The organism is Solicola gregarius (assembly GCF_025790165.1).
Classification (GTDB): Bacteria; Actinomycetota; Actinomycetes; order Propionibacteriales; family Nocardioidaceae; genus Solicola; species Solicola gregarius.
On the sequence record NZ_CP094970.1, the window covers coordinates 2,170,150 to 2,187,140 of the forward strand.

17 protein-coding genes are annotated in these 16,991 nt (G+C 67.0%); 10 read left to right on the plus strand and 7 right to left on the minus strand.

Going from position 1 to position 16,991, the window contains the following annotated elements; all coding sequences use genetic code 11:
* Positions 1–288 precede the first annotated feature (288 nt).
* From L0C25_RS10780 to L0C25_RS10790, 3 genes are all read left to right on the plus strand, one after another.
* Positions 289–1,164 carry a hypothetical protein gene (locus L0C25_RS10780; RefSeq protein ID WP_271636495.1) on the plus strand — a complete coding sequence of 292 codons (876 nt, stop codon included), beginning with the start codon at positions 289–291 and terminating at the stop codon, positions 1,162–1,164.
* Positions 1,165–1,370: 206 nt separating this feature from the next.
* Positions 1,371–2,687, plus strand: a complete 1,317-nt coding sequence (locus L0C25_RS10785; RefSeq protein WP_271636496.1) for an ApeA N-terminal domain 1-containing protein — start codon at positions 1,371–1,373, stop codon at positions 2,685–2,687.
* A gap of 423 nt (positions 2,688–3,110) precedes the next feature.
* Positions 3,111–3,842, plus strand: a complete 732-nt coding sequence (locus L0C25_RS10790) for a hypothetical protein (protein WP_271636497.1) — start codon at positions 3,111–3,113, stop codon at positions 3,840–3,842.
* Between the two features lie 151 nt (positions 3,843–3,993).
* Here the strand turns inward: L0C25_RS10790 and L0C25_RS10795 are convergent, their stop codons facing one another.
* Positions 3,994–5,319, minus strand: a complete 1,326-nt coding sequence (locus tag L0C25_RS10795) for an ISL3-like element ISPfr2 family transposase (protein WP_271635202.1) — start codon at positions 5,317–5,319, stop codon at positions 3,994–3,996.
* Between the two features lie 57 nt (positions 5,320–5,376).
* Positions 5,377–6,141, minus strand: coding sequence for an inositol monophosphatase family protein (locus L0C25_RS10800; RefSeq protein WP_271636498.1), 765 nt, complete (start codon positions 6,139–6,141; stop codon positions 5,377–5,379).
* Between the two features lie 309 nt (positions 6,142–6,450).
* Here L0C25_RS10800 and L0C25_RS10805 point away from each other — a divergent pair, with 309 nt between their 5' ends.
* From L0C25_RS10805 to L0C25_RS10815, 3 genes are all read left to right on the plus strand, one after another.
* Entirely contained in the window at positions 6,451–7,650 is a 1,200-nt protein-coding gene (locus tag L0C25_RS10805; RefSeq protein WP_271636499.1) for an NAD(P)/FAD-dependent oxidoreductase, read from the plus strand.
* Positions 7,651–7,668: 18 nt separating this feature from the next.
* A complete protein-coding gene (locus L0C25_RS10810; protein WP_271636500.1) occupies positions 7,669–8,622 on the plus strand; it encodes a sigma-70 family RNA polymerase sigma factor in 954 nt (317 codons plus the stop codon).
* Positions 8,623–8,832: 210 nt separating this feature from the next.
* Positions 8,833–10,146 carry a calcium-binding protein gene (locus tag L0C25_RS10815; RefSeq protein WP_271636501.1) on the plus strand — a complete coding sequence of 438 codons (1,314 nt, stop codon included), beginning with the start codon at positions 8,833–8,835 and terminating at the stop codon, positions 10,144–10,146.
* A 19-nt stretch (positions 10,147–10,165) separates the two neighbouring features.
* Here the strand turns inward: L0C25_RS10815 and L0C25_RS10820 are convergent, their stop codons facing one another.
* The 4 genes from L0C25_RS10820 to L0C25_RS10835 all read right to left on the minus strand — a co-directional run bounded on the left by L0C25_RS10820 (position 10,166) and on the right by L0C25_RS10835 (position 12,222).
* Positions 10,166–10,567 (minus strand): YciI family protein, encoded by a 402-nt coding sequence (locus L0C25_RS10820; protein ID WP_271636502.1) that lies wholly within the window; start codon positions 10,565–10,567, stop codon positions 10,166–10,168.
* A gap of 84 nt (positions 10,568–10,651) precedes the next feature.
* Positions 10,652–10,948 (minus strand): DUF2277 domain-containing protein, encoded by a 297-nt coding sequence (locus tag L0C25_RS10825; RefSeq protein ID WP_271636503.1) that lies wholly within the window; start codon positions 10,946–10,948, stop codon positions 10,652–10,654.
* A gap of 78 nt (positions 10,949–11,026) precedes the next feature.
* Complete coding sequence (locus L0C25_RS10830) at positions 11,027–11,452, minus strand: MmcQ/YjbR family DNA-binding protein (RefSeq protein WP_271636504.1); 426 nt, start codon at positions 11,450–11,452, stop codon at positions 11,027–11,029.
* A gap of 95 nt (positions 11,453–11,547) precedes the next feature.
* Positions 11,548–12,222 (minus strand): hypothetical protein, encoded by a 675-nt coding sequence (locus L0C25_RS10835; RefSeq protein ID WP_271636505.1) that lies wholly within the window; start codon positions 12,220–12,222, stop codon positions 11,548–11,550.
* Between the two features lie 106 nt (positions 12,223–12,328).
* Between L0C25_RS10835 and L0C25_RS10840 the strand changes: the two genes are divergently transcribed.
* From L0C25_RS10840 to L0C25_RS10855, 4 genes are all read left to right on the plus strand, one after another.
* Positions 12,329–13,015: a DUF1707 SHOCT-like domain-containing protein gene (locus L0C25_RS10840; RefSeq protein WP_271636506.1), complete on the plus strand. Its 687-nt coding sequence runs from the start codon at positions 12,329–12,331 to the stop codon at positions 13,013–13,015.
* Position 13,016: 1 nt separating this feature from the next.
* A complete protein-coding gene (locus tag L0C25_RS10845; RefSeq protein ID WP_271636507.1) occupies positions 13,017–13,826 on the plus strand; it encodes a crotonase/enoyl-CoA hydratase family protein in 810 nt (269 codons plus the stop codon).
* Between the two features lie 86 nt (positions 13,827–13,912).
* Positions 13,913–14,725, plus strand: coding sequence for an endonuclease I family protein (locus L0C25_RS10850; RefSeq protein WP_271636508.1), 813 nt, complete (start codon positions 13,913–13,915; stop codon positions 14,723–14,725).
* 48 nt (positions 14,726–14,773) lie between these two features.
* Positions 14,774–15,568 carry a phosphodiesterase gene (locus tag L0C25_RS10855; protein ID WP_271636509.1) on the plus strand — a complete coding sequence of 265 codons (795 nt, stop codon included), beginning with the start codon at positions 14,774–14,776 and terminating at the stop codon, positions 15,566–15,568.
* Between the two features lie 6 nt (positions 15,569–15,574).
* Here L0C25_RS10855 and L0C25_RS10860 read toward each other — a convergent pair whose 3' ends face one another.
* Positions 15,575–16,957, minus strand: a complete 1,383-nt coding sequence (locus L0C25_RS10860) for an MFS transporter (RefSeq protein WP_271636510.1) — start codon at positions 16,955–16,957, stop codon at positions 15,575–15,577.
* Positions 16,958–16,991 lie beyond the last annotated feature (34 nt).

Genomic DNA, 16,991 nt, shown 5'->3' on the forward strand with positions numbered 1-16,991 from the left:
GACGCGCGGCGCGAACGTAGTGAAGGCGGCGAGAACAGACAGCCGCCGGCGCCAGCATGCGCGTCATTCCGCCCAGATAGACGCGCCGAGCCGACGCCACCGGTCTTCGTCTGGTGCTCGCGTTCGTCGACGCAAATGTGCTACCTGAGGTGAGGGCGACTCAAGTATCTTCGTCCCCTAGAACGGCGGGCGACTCAGCGGAGCGCGGGTCCCATGCCGCGTTCAGGAATGTCCTCCGGACCTTGAACTTTCTGACCCGTAGGGGAGGTTCCGTGAAATCCTGTGTCTATGGTTGGCGAAGGCGAGCTATCGCTAGATGAGGCGCGGAAACTACGCGACGAGTTGCATCGTCTTGAGGCGTCGGTCGAGGAGCACGCCGCACTCGGTGTTGCCCAGCAGATGGAAGAACTGGGCCGAGCTATGCAGTGGTACTTGGGCAACGCCGCGGATTGTCTCCGCACGATCGACGCCCTCAGCCAAGATGCACTCGGGACGCGTCTGTTGATGGAGGGCGAGGTGCCTTATGGGGACGGCATTCATCGGGACTACGTTACGGAGTTGGGCAGGACATGGCACAACTTCGTCGCCGCTGCGAAGACCTTCGCCGACCACATGAGGCGGCAGTTCGACAACCAACCCGAGGATCTGCAGGCTGAGTACGAGCAGAGGAAGCGGGAACTGCTCGACGCGAACGGCGTAGTCGCATTCGTGTCCCGATCACGGAATGTCCTTCTGCACGGAGGGGTCTTCCAGACCGGGGTGACATGGAGGTTCACGCAGACCTCGGAGTCATTCGAGGCCGACTGCCGCACGGACATCCTGCTGAACCGCTACGACTCGTGGTGGAACGCTGGCGCCCGTCGATACCTCGACTCGAGGGCCCCCCGTCTCAACCTGAGATCGACAATCGGCGAGCACAAAGACGCGGTGAACCCGCTCTATACCTGGTATCAGAAGCGGGTCTACGAGTACCACCACTCGAAGTTCGCCGACTTGGAGAAGACCGCGGCCCGGATCAGGGAAGTCAGCGAGCGACTAGATCCGGGGTCCATGCCCGTCGTTGATCAGCTGACGCATTTCCCGGATCCCTCCGAGCCGTGCCCCGTGCGCCCACCAGTGAAGCCGAAGCCCAAGACCCAGAGGGGCCGTAAGAAGAAGCGATAACGCTTGTTGCCATTGTTCGTCTCGCACTGGAAGCGCGACTCGGCGAAGTGCGTCGCCCTCTCCTTGCGTTCGGGCGACGCCGAGAAACCGATACATCCGCGTTGTCGGCAAACATGCTGGGCTCGCTCTCGGCGTCGGTTGGCAGGACGGCCGTAGCCGCGGGTAGAGACTTCGGAGTCCGTTCGAGCGACGCTTATGGAGGATCCATGACTGGGAACGATCTAGCATCGGGGGACAGCAGAGTCGGATGGGCGTGGGACGCGAAACTCACGACTCCCTACGTCGCGATGCTGCGCGACCGTGAACACCAGGTTGAGCTAGTGATTCCTTACGATCCGTCGGACGAGGCTCTGCACCGGCGCTACGCCGGCTCAATGGTGCGCTGGGGTGACGATCCGGAGAGGAGCCGATTCGACTACGAACTGCCAGATCAGTTCTGGTTCATGGACGCACGTGGATTCGTGTCTCTGAACGGCATACGAGCCCACGCGGTCGAACCGATTGCCGGCGGGCCCACCATCTTCAATCAGTGCAGAGTAGCCGTTGACTATGCCGTGTTCAGCGGCACACCGGGTGTCGACTACTCCGTCGTTAATGGACTGAGTACGCGTGTCGAGGGACTCGGGCAGTGGTTCGGCCATCGCTCAGTCCGGGACAACCTGCTCGATCCGGAACGATCGAACGAGGAGTTCTCGCTGACGATCACTTCGCCGCGGACGCAACGGCTCGATGCCGGCCTGAACCTCTCAATCGTTGCCGGGGCTGATTGGCGGCTCCCAGGCGAGCCCGGACTGACCCATCTGGAAGAGGTCGGGTCCATCAGAACCACCATGCAACGTGCACGCCCATGGGAGGAGCACATCGAGCGACACTGGGCAGTACACCAGCTGCTAGAAATCAGCGCTTGGAAGCCGCTTGGCTTCCAGCAGGCCAAGGTCATGCATCGTCGGGATCCCCAACGGGTACTTTCCGGCAAACGTGTGGGCGATCAGTGGGCTCCGGTCAAGACCTACTCACTTCCCGGATCCCAGGGAAAGGACGGGGTCGATTTCTTGTTCACCTTCCAGGACATCGGAGCCACGGGAGTACGGCGCTGGTTGCGGGTCAGGGATCGGTTCAGTCGAGGGATTCACGCGATGACCTTCTCCATCCAAAACAGCGGAACTTCCCTCGACGGGCTGATTTCCGACGCCGGTATCGGGCTCGAAGAACTCGGCCACACGATCGACGTCCTCCGTGGGGGAGGCGCTCGGCGGGCTCACCACGCCCACCTGCGGGATCTTGCGGCGGAGGTTGACGACTTGCTTCCGTTCAGCGGCGCCGAATGGGCAACAGAGTCGACTGAGCTCTACAACGACGTGAAGCATGCCGACCGGCGTGACCCAACCGCGGCCGAACTCTACGGGATGCTGATCAAGAACCGCCTCGTGTTCCGAGTCTGGATGGCACGGCGCATCGGCGTCTCGGATACGGTGATCGGGAAAGGAATGTGGCGTCTGAGGCGAGGCCTCCCCGACACCTGACGGCGGGTAATACTCGACCAGACAGCCAGGCTCCATCGATGACCGACCACGGCCGACGCCACGACGTCTCAGGCACCCGAACCGGTCTGAGCGACGGTCCGCCTTCGGTGCGCATACGTCATACCGCCGCAGCACGGCGCTCAGAAGGATGGGGGTGACGGGCCAACGCAGGGGCATATGCTCGCTCACGGACCTCGTTGCTTGGGCACGATCGACACGTGATCGGTCCGAGGCGGTCCTAAGGACACCGCCTCACTTGCGAATGTTGGGCGCGGCCACGTGCGGCCAGGATCGGGTAGCCTCGATCTGGGCGTGGCGCGCTCGGAGCGCGGCCCGGTTCGCCGGGTGAGTACCGGGTTCGACTCCCGGACGCCAGAGTGCACGTCTCGCACGTGCGGTCCGGTGTCCGTGAGTAGGTGTCCGTTGTCCGAGTTTCCCAGTAGCCGCAACTTCTCCAGGCACTGCGACAACCTCAATGAGGTTCTCCGCACGATCACTCAGATCGCGCGAACCCACAAACGTGCAATTCGCGAGCGTGATGCACCTGCTGAGCTCGCTCTGCGGAAGGTTCACACCTTGATGATCGGCGTGTTTGCCGAGACGCGCCTCCGGAAGATCATCGATGACCCAACTGGATTCAACGCGCACGAGCGCCGAGTCATCTGGCGACACAGTAGTCAGGATGGGCGGTGGCGGTCGTCGGTCGACCTGGCGGCCCGCAAGCACTGGTCTGTGCCCACCGGCGCCGAGCTACGCCTGGCTCTCCCCCAGCCGGCGCGTGATCGGGTCCTGAACGTCTTGAGCTTGCTTCGAGGCGAACTGGCACCGATCATCACGCACCGGAACAAGCTCGCGCACGGTCAGTGGGTTTGGCAGCTCAAGAGCCAGAGCGACGATCAGTTCCTGAGCACTCCGCATGACCTCGACTACAACTATGCCGCGATCGCAAGTCGGCAGAAGACTCTCGAATTCATTGCACGCCTAGTTCATGTGCTGTGCGTCTCCGAACCAACGTTCGACCGCGACTTCGACCATATTGCCAGCGACATCCGGGCGGAGCAGTCGAGGCTTGACGGCAGCGACTACGACGCTTTCGCGGAGACCTTGCGCAGAAGCCACAGCGAGGGCCTGCGCAAGCGAGGCATCGAGACCTGAACCTGGCGACCGCGTCATTCCGCCGCGTCGGCGCCGTCGAAACGACTGGGCATGCCCGATGGTCTCTGCGAGCAGCCAGATCGCGGTCCGTCATTGGCGGCGCACGGCCGCGACCAGCGCCTCGTGCAGGACCGCGTTCGAGTAAAGCGGCTCATCCCAATCGGGGGTGTAGGAGTTGGGGTCTGAAGCCGCCGGTCTCGAGCAGGCTTCGGGCGATGTAGTTGGTCAGGTTGCGGAACCCGAGTGCGGAGCCGCGCAGGTGTTCGAGCCGTCCGTTGAGCGCCTCGGTCGGCCCGTTGCTGGTGCCGGGTCGTTCGAAGTAGGCGAGCACGTCAGCGGCTCGCTTCTTCAGGGTCCGGCCCAGGGTGGTGAGCTCGGTGAGCACCTTGGGGACGCCGGCGCTGAGGTCGGTGATCAGCTTCTCCATGAGCTCGCGGCCACGTTGCCGGTCCTCGTGGCGATAGGCGGCGATCATGCGCTGGTAGACACCCCAGGTCGCCTCGACCTCGACGTGAGCGTCATCAACGAACAGCGCGCGTAGCCTGTCGCTCTGCTTGTCGGTGAGCAGGTCCGCGCCGGTGTGCAGCGTGCGCCGCGACTTGTAGAGCGGGTCGTCCCTGAACCCACGGTGCCCGTGGATCGCGAGTTGGACCCGGCGCCGGCACCTGTCGAGGGCGTCACCGGCCAGGCGCACGACGTGGAAGGGATCCATCACCGTGACCGCGTCCGGGATCTCCTCTGCAGCGGCGGTCTTGAACCCGGTGAAGCCGTCCATCGCGACCACCTCGACCGCGTCACGGAAGGCGTCGTCGCGGTCGGCGAGCCAGGTCTTGAACGCCGCCTTCGACCGGCCCTCGACCATGTCCAGCAGCCTTGCTGGGCCGGCGCCATCGCGAACCGGGGTGAGGTCGATGATCACGGTGACGTACTTGTCGCCACGCCTGGTGTGGCGCCAGACGTGCTCATCGACGCCAATGACCTTCACGCCCTCGAACCGCGTGGGGTCGTTGATCAGCAGCCGCTTGCCTTCAGCCAGGACCGCGTTGTTGGCGGTGTCCCACGCGACCCCGAGTCCCTCGGCGACACGGGCGACGGTGAGGTGTGCGACCACGATCCCTTCCAGCGCCCACCGCAGCCCGGTGCGCGAGAGCTTCGCGCGTGGCTCCGCCGCGGCGCTGGTGTCTTGGCGCCACACGTGTCCGCAGTCGGCACAGCGGTAGCGGCGCACTACAACTTCCAGCACGGTCGGTCGCCAGCCCAGCGGCTCGTGGGCCAACCGCCGGATCACGGTGTCACGAGCAGCGCCTTCGCTGCCGCACCGTCGGCACCACTGATCTGGTTCCACCACGCGGCACGCGAGGACCGCACGATCCGGCTCAAGTTGTTGTCCGGTCACGCTCAGACCGAGGCCGTCGAGTCGAGCGAAGGCGGTCAGGTCAGGGCGGCCGAAGCCGGCAGGCGGGGTAGCGTCGGACACGTCGAGGTCTTTCGGATGGATGGCGTAGGAACCTCCGTCGTCGGGAGACCTCGACGTCTATCTGCGGACCGACGCGCCCGGCCGACCTACACCGTCATCTGAGAAGACCCAGTAAAGCCCGCCACCGCGCTCGTAGGCAGCGCCACCTACCGCATCAGTGAAGCGACCACCCGCTTCTTGGACCAGCAAGATCCACGGTGCGTGATCCCACGCGGCGAACCCCTCGGCCAAGACACCGTCAACCTCACCCCGGACGAGCTCGACCAACGGCAACGGTGTGCGGGCCGCACGAAAGCACGCAGGCGACGACCCGATCGGAATCGTACTCAGAGCCTCGAGCGCCGCATCGGCCAGCGACGAGGACGTGCTAACCGCCAAGCGGCGTACGTGGCCACTGCCCGGCGGCCATGCCGTCTCGACAGCGCCACCACCGCGACTAGCCCACCAACGCAGACCCAGAGCCGGCGACGTGACAACAGCCAGCTCGACGACACCATCAACTGCCAGGGCAAGGTGAACCCGCCAGTTCGGGTCACGACGGCCGAAGAAGGTGGTCCCGGCGATCGGGTCAACGATCCAGACTCGCTGAGAGCCGCCCACCTGTCCATACTCCTCGCCGAGGAGCGCATCGTCAGGGCGCAGCTCAGCGAGCTCTTCGCGAACCAGCCGCTCAACAGCGCGATCGGCCTCCGTGACCGGGGACCCATCTGCCTTCGACGTGGTCGTCACGCGGGCGCGGAAATAGGACAACGCCAGCTCGGCGGCACGATCTGCGACGTGAAAGGCCACGTCCACGACGTCCATGTCACCAAGCTCGTTCATCGCGACGAACGATGGTCACATCGACCCTGGATCGCACAGACATCCCGCGACCCGCACGTTCCGCTGGGCGCGTCATTCCGCCGCTTGAGGACACCTTCGGTTTTGGTCGGTGCGACGCTGATGTCGTCGTTGATCCGCATCGGATCGCTTTGCGTAGCTCCGCCTGCATCTGCGCTGCATGGGTGAAGGGAGGGTCGTTGGATGGCACTCCTGCTGGGTCTGTGACCCACGGCATATGGAGCTGTGTCAGGAATCGGTGCGCTGTCCCGCTCAACTCACGACGAGCAAGCGAATCGAACGGAGCATCACATGAATCACCGCATCGTCGTCCTCGGCGCAGGCTATGCCGGGGCCTACGTGGCCGGGAACCTGGCCCGCCGGCTGTCCCCGGCGGACACCGAGATCACCGTGATCAACGCCGTGCCGGACTTCGTCCAGCGGCAGCGACTGAACCAACTGGCGGCCGGCCGGGAAATCGAGGCCCCGAACCTCACCGAGGTCTTCTCGGGCACGGGGATCGGGCTGCGCGTGGCCCGTGTCACCGCCGTCGACCCCGAGCGCCAGGTCGTCGCCGTGGCCGACACCGACGGTGGCGGCGAGGTCGGCTACGACACGCTTGTGTACGCGCTCGGCAGCCACGCCTGCGACCAGAGCGTCACCGGTGTGGCCGAGCACGCCTTCGACGTCGCCGGCCGGCAGACGGCGCTGCGCCTGCGTGAGCGCCTCGACACCCTCGACCACCAGGGCGACGGTGGAGAGGTGCTGGTCGTCGGTGACGGGTTGACCGGCATCGAGACCGCCACAGAGATCGCCGAATCCCGGCCCGGCCTGTCGGTGACACTTCTCGCCCGCGGCGAGTTGGGTGCCCGGCTGTCCGCCGGAGCCCGCCGCCACCTGCGTCGGGCCTGCGACCGGCTGGGCATCACCGTTGTGGAGCACACCAGTGTCGAAGCCGTCGAACAGACACGGGTGCGATGCGCCGACGGCACCGTGCTGACGTCCTACGCGACGGTGTGGACGGCCGGGTTCGCGGTCAGCGCCATCGCCGCCGCCGGCGGACTGGAGGTCACCGACAACGGCCAGATCGTCGTCGATCGCACCATGCGGTCGGTCTCCCACCCGAATGTCTACGCCGTCGGCGACAGCGTCTACACCCTCGGCGACAACGGTCGGCAGCTGCCGATGAACTGCGGCTCAGCCGGCTACACCGGCCGGCAAGCCATCGCGGCGATCGTGGGACGCCTGACCGGGCACAAGATCGCGAACGTCAAGCTGGTCTACCGATACAACGCCATCAGCCTCGGACAGCGAGACGGGATCCTGCAGCTGATCGACGGCGCAGCGCAGGCCAAGCCGAGGTATGTGGGCGGCCGAAAGGCCGTGCGGGTCAAGGCGGGCATTCAAAGAGGGGCGCTGTTGGGCACCTCGCACCCGACCTTCGGGCTGCCCAAACGCAGGCACCGCCTGGCCGCCGAGCCGGATGTGTCCGCCGAGAAGGCGATCGCGTAGCCGCCTAGGGTGGTTCGCGTGGACAGCACAGCCACCGATCGCTTCGACACCAGTCGGTTCGAGGCCAGCCGGAACCGGCTGGCCTCGCTGGCGTACCGGCTGCTGGGGTCGGCCGCCGACGCCGAGGACGCCGTGCAGGATGCGTTCTTGCGCTGGCAAGCCGCAGACCGGCAGCGGATCGAGGTTCCGGAAGCATGGCTGACCAAGGTCGTCACCAACCTGTGCCTCGACCGGCTCCGCTCGGCACAAGCCCGCCGCGAACGCACCGCCGGCGCCTGGTTGCCCGAACTGCTCCTCGACGGCGACCCGATGCTCGGCCCGGCCGACACCTTCGAACAGCGCGAATCGGTCTCCCTGGCCGTCCTGACACTCATGGAGCGCCTTTCCCCCCTCGAGCGGGCCGTCTACCTCCTACGCGAGGCGTTCTCCCACAGCCACGCCGAAATCGCCGACATCCTCGACGTCACCGAGTCCGCAAGCCAACAACACCTCCACCGAGCCCGACGCCGCATCACCGCCGCGCGCCGCGGCATCGGAGAAGTCGACCCGACATCGGCCCGCAGAATCGTCGAAGAATTCCTCGCCGCTGCCACCTCAGGCCGCACCGACCGCCTGGTAGCGCTACTCACCGACGACGCGACCGCGATCACCGACGGCGCCGGCCGGACCGAAACACTGCTGCAGTACGACACCGCGCAACGCATCGCCGCCATCACCCGAGCCGGCTTCAAACCCACCCCCGCGAAACGACGACTCGCCGGCGGCACACCCGCCATCCACTACGCACTCGTCAACCAGACCCCCGCCATCCTCTTCCTGGTCGACGACCAAATCGCCGGAGCCGTGACATTCGACATCACCAACGGCAAAATCACAACCGTCCGCAGTATCGCCGCCCCCACCCGCATCGCCCGCCTCACCGAAACCTGGCGCCAGCACAAACCCGACCCACCGCTCATCACCCAATGGTGACCCGCCTCCAGCCCTCCGCTCCGCTGAAGCGAAACGACGTGCGCGCTGGGCGCCCGTATCGCTCCGCGGCTGTGTGACGTCGCAAGCTTTGGCGGCTCCTCGATCTGGAGACACGGGACGCTTTTCGGTAGCGCCGGACCCCGTTGCTACCGAACTTCCCCTCATCCAGGCATCGGGCGCGGTAAAGTTCGGAGATCTGAAGGAGCGGGAATGTCGCTTCACCACTCTGCTGCCGTTGCCCCGTCTTATCGCATCAAGCGCGCGGGCCAGATCGGGTTGGCGCTCGCGGTCGCCTCCGCCGTCGCCGGACTTGCGCCGGCCGCACCCGCGCGCGCCGCCACGACGACCTGCCACGGCATCAGGGTCACCATCGTCGGGACGCACTCGTCCGACGTCATCCATGGCACGCCCGGCCGGGACGTCATCAACGGTCTACGCGGCAACGACACGATCTACGGCGGCGGCGGCCACGACCTCCTCTGCGGCGGTTCCGGTGCCGACCGGCTCTACGGCGGCGCCGCCAACGACCGGCTCTACGGCCAGCTCGACCAGCTGCGCGGCGCTCAGGAGGACGGCGTCGAACGCATCGGTGACACGTTGCGAGGCGGCTCGGGAAGCGACCACCTCGACGGGGGCACCGACGCGCGTCACGCCGACATCGTCGTGAACGACATCTACACCTGGGACGAGTCGGCGCATGGCGTCCGCATCGACCTGCGCACGGGCACCGCGCGCGGCGAGGGCGTCGACACCTTCACCGGCCACAAATACAGCGTCATCGGCTCGCCGTTCGGCGACGTGGTCCAAGGGACCGGCCGGCGCGATCGGATCAGTACGGGGGCCGGTCGTGACGACGTCTACGCACGCGGCAATGACGACTTCGTGGATGTGGACGACATACATCGCTACCCGGGCGGACAGGCCGACCGGGCCTGGGGCGGCCTGGGTGACGACCAGATCTCCGCCCGGGGCGGCGAGGACCGGCTGGGGGGTGGCCCCGGCAACGACTCGATCTTCGCCTCGGGCACCGGCAACGACGTCCTCACCGGCGGGGACGGACGCGATTCCTTCTACCCACAGATCGGCAACACCGACGGTCCGCAGGCGATCCGGGGCGGCGACGGCCTCGACTTCCTGCAGCTGGAAGACTCGGTGATCCTCCACAACCGAGATCTGTCGACGGGAGTGTGGGACATGGCGACCGGCGACATGACGTTCACCCTGGGGCACGACATCGAGCTCGCGGTCCGCGACATCGAGCAGGCCTACCTCTCCACGCCGCGAACGGCGTGGACGGTCACCGGCACAACCAGGGCCGACGAGCTATGGGGCGACACGAACAGTAGCCGGTCGTCCGTCTTCTTCGACGCGCTCGATGGCGACGACGAGTTCGAGGGGACCAGCGGCGACGACACGTTCGACGGTGGCCCCGGCAACGATCACACGTCGGGCATGTACAACGGCGACGACACCTGCATCAGCGTCGAGACGATCGACGGGGGCGACTGCGACCACATCAGCTGACGGCGCTCGGGACCTGTGCTCACTCGCCCGGCGGGACCTGGAAGGCGCGGACCTCGATGCGGCCTCCGAGGGCCTTCGATGCGCGGGCTGCCCAGTCGAGGGCGGCCGCATCGTCGGCGACGTCGATCACCCAGAAACCTCCGAGGTACTCGGGAGCCTCGACGAAGGGGCCGTTGACGGTGCTCAGCGATTCGCCTGTGTTGTCGACGGTGATCGCGGTTGAGGGCGGCGTCAGCCCGCCCGCGAAGACGAAGGCGCCAGTCGATGTCAGCTCCTCGATGATCGCGCCCGCGGCAGCCATGGCCGCCTCGAGCTCTGCTGGGTCCATGGTCTCCATGGTCGGTTCTTCGTCGGAGTCGTGCGGAACGGACAGTAGGTATTGGCTCATGCCGGGTAGACCGGCCTCGACGCGGAAACTCATCGGTCGACCGTCCGATCCTGCTTCGCGCGTCTCCATCCGGTGTCGCGACCTTCCGTACGTCTGGCGACCTGGGGTAGTCGCCGCCTACGTCGCGGCGGTCCGGGTGCGGACCTCACGCTCCATTCGCTTCTCATGACGCGCGCGCCCCTTGATCGCCTCACGCTCACGATTTTTCGGTGGCGCCTTCGTCACGAGGTCATCGAGCAGGCGACGAGTCGCGAGCGCGATCTCGTCGACCGCCCTCTCGAACGCCTCGGCGTTCGCACGTGAGGGACGGGTCGACCCGCTGACCTTCCGCACGAACTGGACGGCGGCCTCGCGGACCTCGTCGTCGGTCGTCGGCGGATCGAAGTTGTGAAGGACACGGATATTCCGGCACATACGATGACGGTAACCCGAGGGAATCGCTCCGCGCGAGCGTCAACCGTCACCACCCGAGCCCAGGCGACCGTCTGAGCATCACTCCGTCAGGTGTTCCTCGAGCCATGTTGCTCTTCGGCGGGCCGACGCTCGCGACAGCCAGGCCTCCTGAACGACCTCAGCGAGCTCGTTGTGGCTGATCTCGCCGATCCGGCTGGCCCGCAGCAGGACCGATAGGTGACCGTCGAAGTGGGGGGTGGTGAAGAACGGTGAAGAGTCGTCCTGCACCATCGCGAGCTTGTCGCCCTGGTTGGGGGCCCAGAACACGATGACGTCGTCGTAACGCTCGCCGGTCTCCGAGTCGTATGCGTCGGGGCGCGGGTTCCGAAAGAAGACGAACGACTTCCCGCCAACCTGATAGACCGGCTTGTGCTCCGTGCCGGGGTAGACGGTGACGTGGGGCATGCCGAGCGCAAGGTGATGTACGTCCTCGACTCGGGCTCGCCGGACAGCCTTTCTCGCCACGTCCCAAGATTAGGCGTCGCCGCGAGGCGAGCACACTCCTCGAGATCTCGCGCCGGATCAGATACCGCTAGCAGACGACTCACCGATGGGACAGTTCAGTAGCGGGGAAGACCCTTGACACGCCATCCGCCGTATCTGAACGCCGCGCGGTCGCTGTGGGGGCGCAGCGCGTGCTTGTCGACGCGATGCCAGCGATGCTTGGCCCACCGGTACTTGGTCGCGGAGCCGTGCCACCTGTCCGTGTCCCAGTCCTTGGTCACCAAGCGGTATGACATCCGGAGGTGACCATGCTCGTGCGACCGCTTCCAACCGGCAGCGATCCACGCGGCGCCGTCCACAAACCATGTCTTCTTGCCACCGGGTGCGCGCTGTAGCACCAGCTTCCCGTGCCGGACCGTGAGCACGGAAAAGAACAACGAGTGCGCGCCGTACCTTGTCAGCACCGCCAGCTCCTTGCCACGGCGTCCGTTCAGGTTGGCGGCGCCGTGCCAACTCGGCTGCTCGTACTCCGACCCCGACCCGAGCGTCCGGCGCAGCGTGCGCCCCCGCGCACGGTCCACGGTCACCCGAACTCGGTTGTCACCATCACGCACCCGTACGACGTCTGTCCGTCCGTCGCCGTCGACGTCGGCGCGCTTGACCACGCGCTCCTGCTCATGCGCGGCGTGCACAGCCTGCGCTGGGCTCAGAACTCCCGACGGAGCGGCGCTCGCGGCCACGAGCGCGACGAACGCGCCCAGGATGACGGACCTACCAGCGCTTCGCTTCATGGCACATTCTGTGCTGAGAGCCCCGTATCTGTCCCCGGATTGATCGGATCCGAGGGACAGCGGCCATGATCTCAACAGGCGGCGGCGGACCGCTACGGTGGTTCTTGTGACCGAACCGTCCGACTCGATCGAACCCGCCGAATCCGCCGCGACGCCCGACCGCCGCGAGTCGAGCGAGCTGCGTGTGTCCGATGCCGACCGCGATGCCGTCGTACGCCAGCTCGGCGAGCATGCTGGCGTCGGACGCTTGACGCTCGCCGAGCACGAGGAACGCATCGAGCAAGCGATGGAGGCGAAGACGCGCGGCCAGCTCGACGAGCTGCTGTCCGATCTTCCCGAGGCGACCGCGCAGTCGCCCGAGCGCCGGCGGAAGGTCAGCCGCTGGATCCTCTCCGTTATGGGCGGCACCGACCGTACGGGCCGGTGGCGCGTCGCAGAGGAGGTCAACGCGATCACCATCATGGGCGGCTGCGAGATCGACCTTCGCAACGCCGAGCTCGACGGCGACGATGTGGTGATCAACGCCTACACCTGGATGGGCGGCACCGATATCTACGTCCCGGACTCGATCGACCTCGAGGTCACGGGATTCTCGCTGATGGGCGAGCGGACGGAGCGTGGCTCGGCCCGGCGTCCGCGACCGGGTGCCCCACGCGTACGCATCCGGTCGTTCAACCTGATGGGGGGTTGCGACATCTACCGGCTGCCGGAGGAGACCCGCGACCTGTCCGGTCGGCGTGCGGCGCGCGAGCTGCGCAGGCAGCGCCGCGGAGGATTCGGCCACCGGTTCTGACATGCCGACCGAACAGCAATCACGACGAGTCGAGGTCGAGGTCCGCGAGCAGATCGCGTACGTACGCCTCACCCGTTCCGACAAGCTCAACGGCCTCGACCTGGCGATGCTCGAGCAACTCGTCGATGCGGCGCGCACACTGCGTCGCGACCGTTCGGTGCGAGCGGCGATCCTGCTCGGTGACGGGCCGGCCTTCTCCTCCGGGCTCGACTTCGCGAGCGTGCTGAAGCGGCCGTCCCGGCTCGCGCTCGCCTTCGTACGGTGGCCGTGGCGGGCCACGAACCTGTTCCAGCGAGTGTGCTGGGAGTGGCGCACGCTGCCGATACCGGTCGTCGCCGTCCTGCACGGGCATTGCTACGGCGGTGCGATGCAGCTCGCGCTCGCGGCCGACTTCCGCTTCGCGACGCCCGACTGCTCGCTCGCCATCCTGGAGGCGAAGTGGGGCCTGATCCCCGACATGACCGGGTCCGTCACGCTACGCGAGCTCGTCGGCGCCGACACGGCAAAGCGCCTCGTGATGACCGGCGAGACGTTCGACGGCACGTACGCGAAACAGATCGGGCTCGTCACGGAGGTCGCCGCCGATCCGCAGGAAGAGGCGGAGAAGCTCATCGCTCAGCTCGCCGCACGGTCGCCGGACTCCGTCGCCGCGGCGAAGGCGCTGCTGAATCGCACCCGAACGGCTCCGGTACGCGCGGCGCTGCGCGTGGAGCGTTCACTGCAGCTGGGGCTCTTGCGCGGTGCGAACAGCAAGATCGCGCGCGCCGCCGCGATGACGGGCAAGCAGGCGAGGTTCAAGCCTCGGCGTTGAACTGTTAGGTGCTCGTTCATGTTTCCGGGCATGAGCGGCGGGGTACGACGGGAACCAACGACGTCAAGCGTGATCGGGAGCCCGCTATGCGTACCAAGTCGATGTCCACCGCTCTGTTGACGATCGGCCTGGTGGCCGGCTTGTCGCAGGTTCCGGCCGCTGCGGTGGAGGTTCCGGAGCCGCCGGCCTCCGTTGCGGTCGCCGACGTACCGGACGGCTACTACGACGGTGCCGAGGGGAAGGCGGGCGAGGAGCTGCGTTCGTCGCTGCACACCATCATCTCCGCCGACGTCACGCAGCTGACGTACGACGAGGTGTGGGAGGCGCTCAAGGTGACCGACGAGGATCCGGCGAACCCCGCCAACGTCATCCTGCTCTACAGCGGCGAGTCTCGCAGCGAGGACGCGAACGGCGGCGACGCCGACGACTGGAACCGCGAGCACGTCTGGGCGAAGTCGCACGGCGACTTCGGCACCGACATCGGCCCGGGCACCGACGTCCACCACCTGCGTCCCACGGACGTCACGGTCAACTCGACTCGGGGCAACCTCGACTTCGACGAGGGCGGCGAGGAGGTCGAGGAGGCGCCCGGAAACTACGTGGACGGAGACTCCTGGGAGCCGCGCGACGAGGTCAAGGGTGATGTCGCCCGGATGATCATGTACATGGACGTTCGCTACGACGGTGAGAACGGCTACCCCGACCTCGAGGTCAACGACGCCGTCGACAACGGGTCGAATCCCAACATCGGCAAGATCTCCGTACTCCTGCAGTGGAACGAGATGGATCCGCCGGACGCGTTCGAGGAGAACCGCAACGACGTCATCTACGACCAGTTCCAGCACAACCGGAACCCGTTCGTCGACCATCCGGAGTGGGCGGCCGCGATCTGGGGCTGATCCCGAATCGGATTCGGACGTAGCGACGCCGCGGAATATCGTGGCCGTGTGCTGATCGCTCATCTCTCCGACCCACACGTGTCGACCCGTCCGGATGGTGGCGACGCCGTCACGCGCTTCTTCGAGGCGGTGAGTCGGCTCGAAGCACTCAGGCCGCTGCCCGATGCGGTCGTCGTCACCGGCGACCTGACCGACAACGGTGCCCCCGATGAGTACGTCATCGTCCGTGGGCTGCTCGAACGGCTCGCGATGCCGGTGCACGTGGTGCCGGGGAACCACGATGCTGCGCCCGAGTTACTGAGCTCGCTCGGCGGCAGCGGGTTCGCGTCGGCTGCGCTGCCGGAGCCGGATCGCTGCTACTACCGCGTCGACCATCCCGAGGTCAGCCTGATCTGCTGCGACTCCAGCGTCCCCGGCGAACCGTACGGGATGCTCGGCGCGGCTCAGCTGGAGTGGCTCGACGCAGAGCTGGGCGGCCTGGACGGGCGGCAGGTGCTCGTCGCGATGCACCATCCGCCGGTACGAACGGGCATCGGTGTCATGGACGAGATCATGCTCCGCGACGCCGATGCACTCGCCTCCGTGCTCGAGCGGCACAGGCCGGTGCAGCGGATCCTTGCGGGCCACGTGCATCGTTCCATCACCGCCGGCTACGCCGGTGCCGTGGTGAGTATCGCCCCGAGCACGTACCGCCAGGTGCACCTGAACCTCGATCCGCACGCAGACACCGGCGCGTTCGTGGCCGAGCCGCCGGGATTCCTGCTGCATCAGGTCTCTGGCGCGAGCGCGGTCACGCATCTCGTCCCGGTGCGGCACACGTCGCAGCCCGCCGGGCAGATCTGAACCGACTCACGCTGACTGTCCCTCCTCCGCCGGCGCCATTCGGTGGGCCTGTGCCGCACCGTAGGCGGCCAGGGTGGCGGACGCCGCGAAACCGACGACGTACGCAACGCTGCCGCTGGCATCGAGCAGGGCGAGGAAGGCCGTACCCGTCACCGCCAGCGCGACGGTCGACGCGATGGCGTCGCTGATCTGCAGGGCGGACGAGTTGTGGCCCTCGTCGCCTGCCCTCGATGCCGACAAGGTGAGCAGTGAAACGGTCGGCATCACCATCCCCATCCCGAGGCCGGCAAGCGCCCAGGTCGGCAACGCGACGTAGACGGGTACGGCCGGCACCGTGACCAGGGCCGAGCCGGCAATGCCGATCACGAGGGAGATCGCACCGTACTGCGCGATCCGCCAACGTGGAATCGAGACCGAGTCGCGCCCCTGCCACCAGGAGCCGGCCGACCAGGCGACCGCGGCCGCCGTGAGTGCGAGCCCGGCGTGCCCCGGCGAAAGGCCGCGCTCACGGTTGAGGAGGAGCAGGACCAAGACCTCGGCCGTGACGAATGCGGCCGAGATGATCCCGCGGGTGGCGACGACCGCCGGTAGCCCGCGACGCATCCGCGATGTGCCACGGGGAAGGAGTCGAGGTACGGCGGCGACGAGGCCCGCAAGCCCCGCGACGGCGAACGCGACGGCGCGAAGGCCGTTGCTCTGGCCGGCGAGATGCAGCGCCGTAGCGGCAACCGCGGCGACGATCGACCAGCCGACACCGGTCTGTGCGCGGGTCTCGATGGCTTCCCGGTCGGGCGTACGCAGCCCGCTGCGAAGCGACGGGACGAGCAGGCCCAGCGCGACGATCGCGAGCGCGGGAACGCTGAGGAAGACCCAGCGCCAGCCGAGGTGGTCGACGATCAGCCCGGCGATCGCCGGCCCGACGATCGCCGGAATCACCCACGCTCCGGCGAATGCGGCGAAGACGCGCGGTTGCAGGCTGGTCGGGAACTGCCGCGCGACGACGACGTACAGGGCGACGATGAGTACGCCGCTGCCGAACCCCTGGAAGCCGCGCGCGAGCGTCAGCACCAGCATGGTCGGTGCGGCTCCGGCGGCCAGCAGGCCGACCGCGAAGACGGCGACGCCGCCGAGGAGCGGCAGGAGCGGTCCGCGTACGTCGCTGAGATTGCCACCGACGGCCATCCCGACGATGCCGGTCGCCAGCGGCAGCGCGAACGCCAGCGGATAGAGCGAGAGCCCGTCAAGGGCATCGGCGACGGTCGGCATCGCCGCGGTCACGGCCATCGCCTCGAACGCCGCAAGCGCCACCAGTGCGATCATGCCGATGCTGACGAGCCGGTGGTCACGGTCGAGGAGGTGGGCCCGCGTACGAGGCGCTGACTGGTGCATAGGTGGAACCTAGTTCCTCAATGACGGTTGAGGT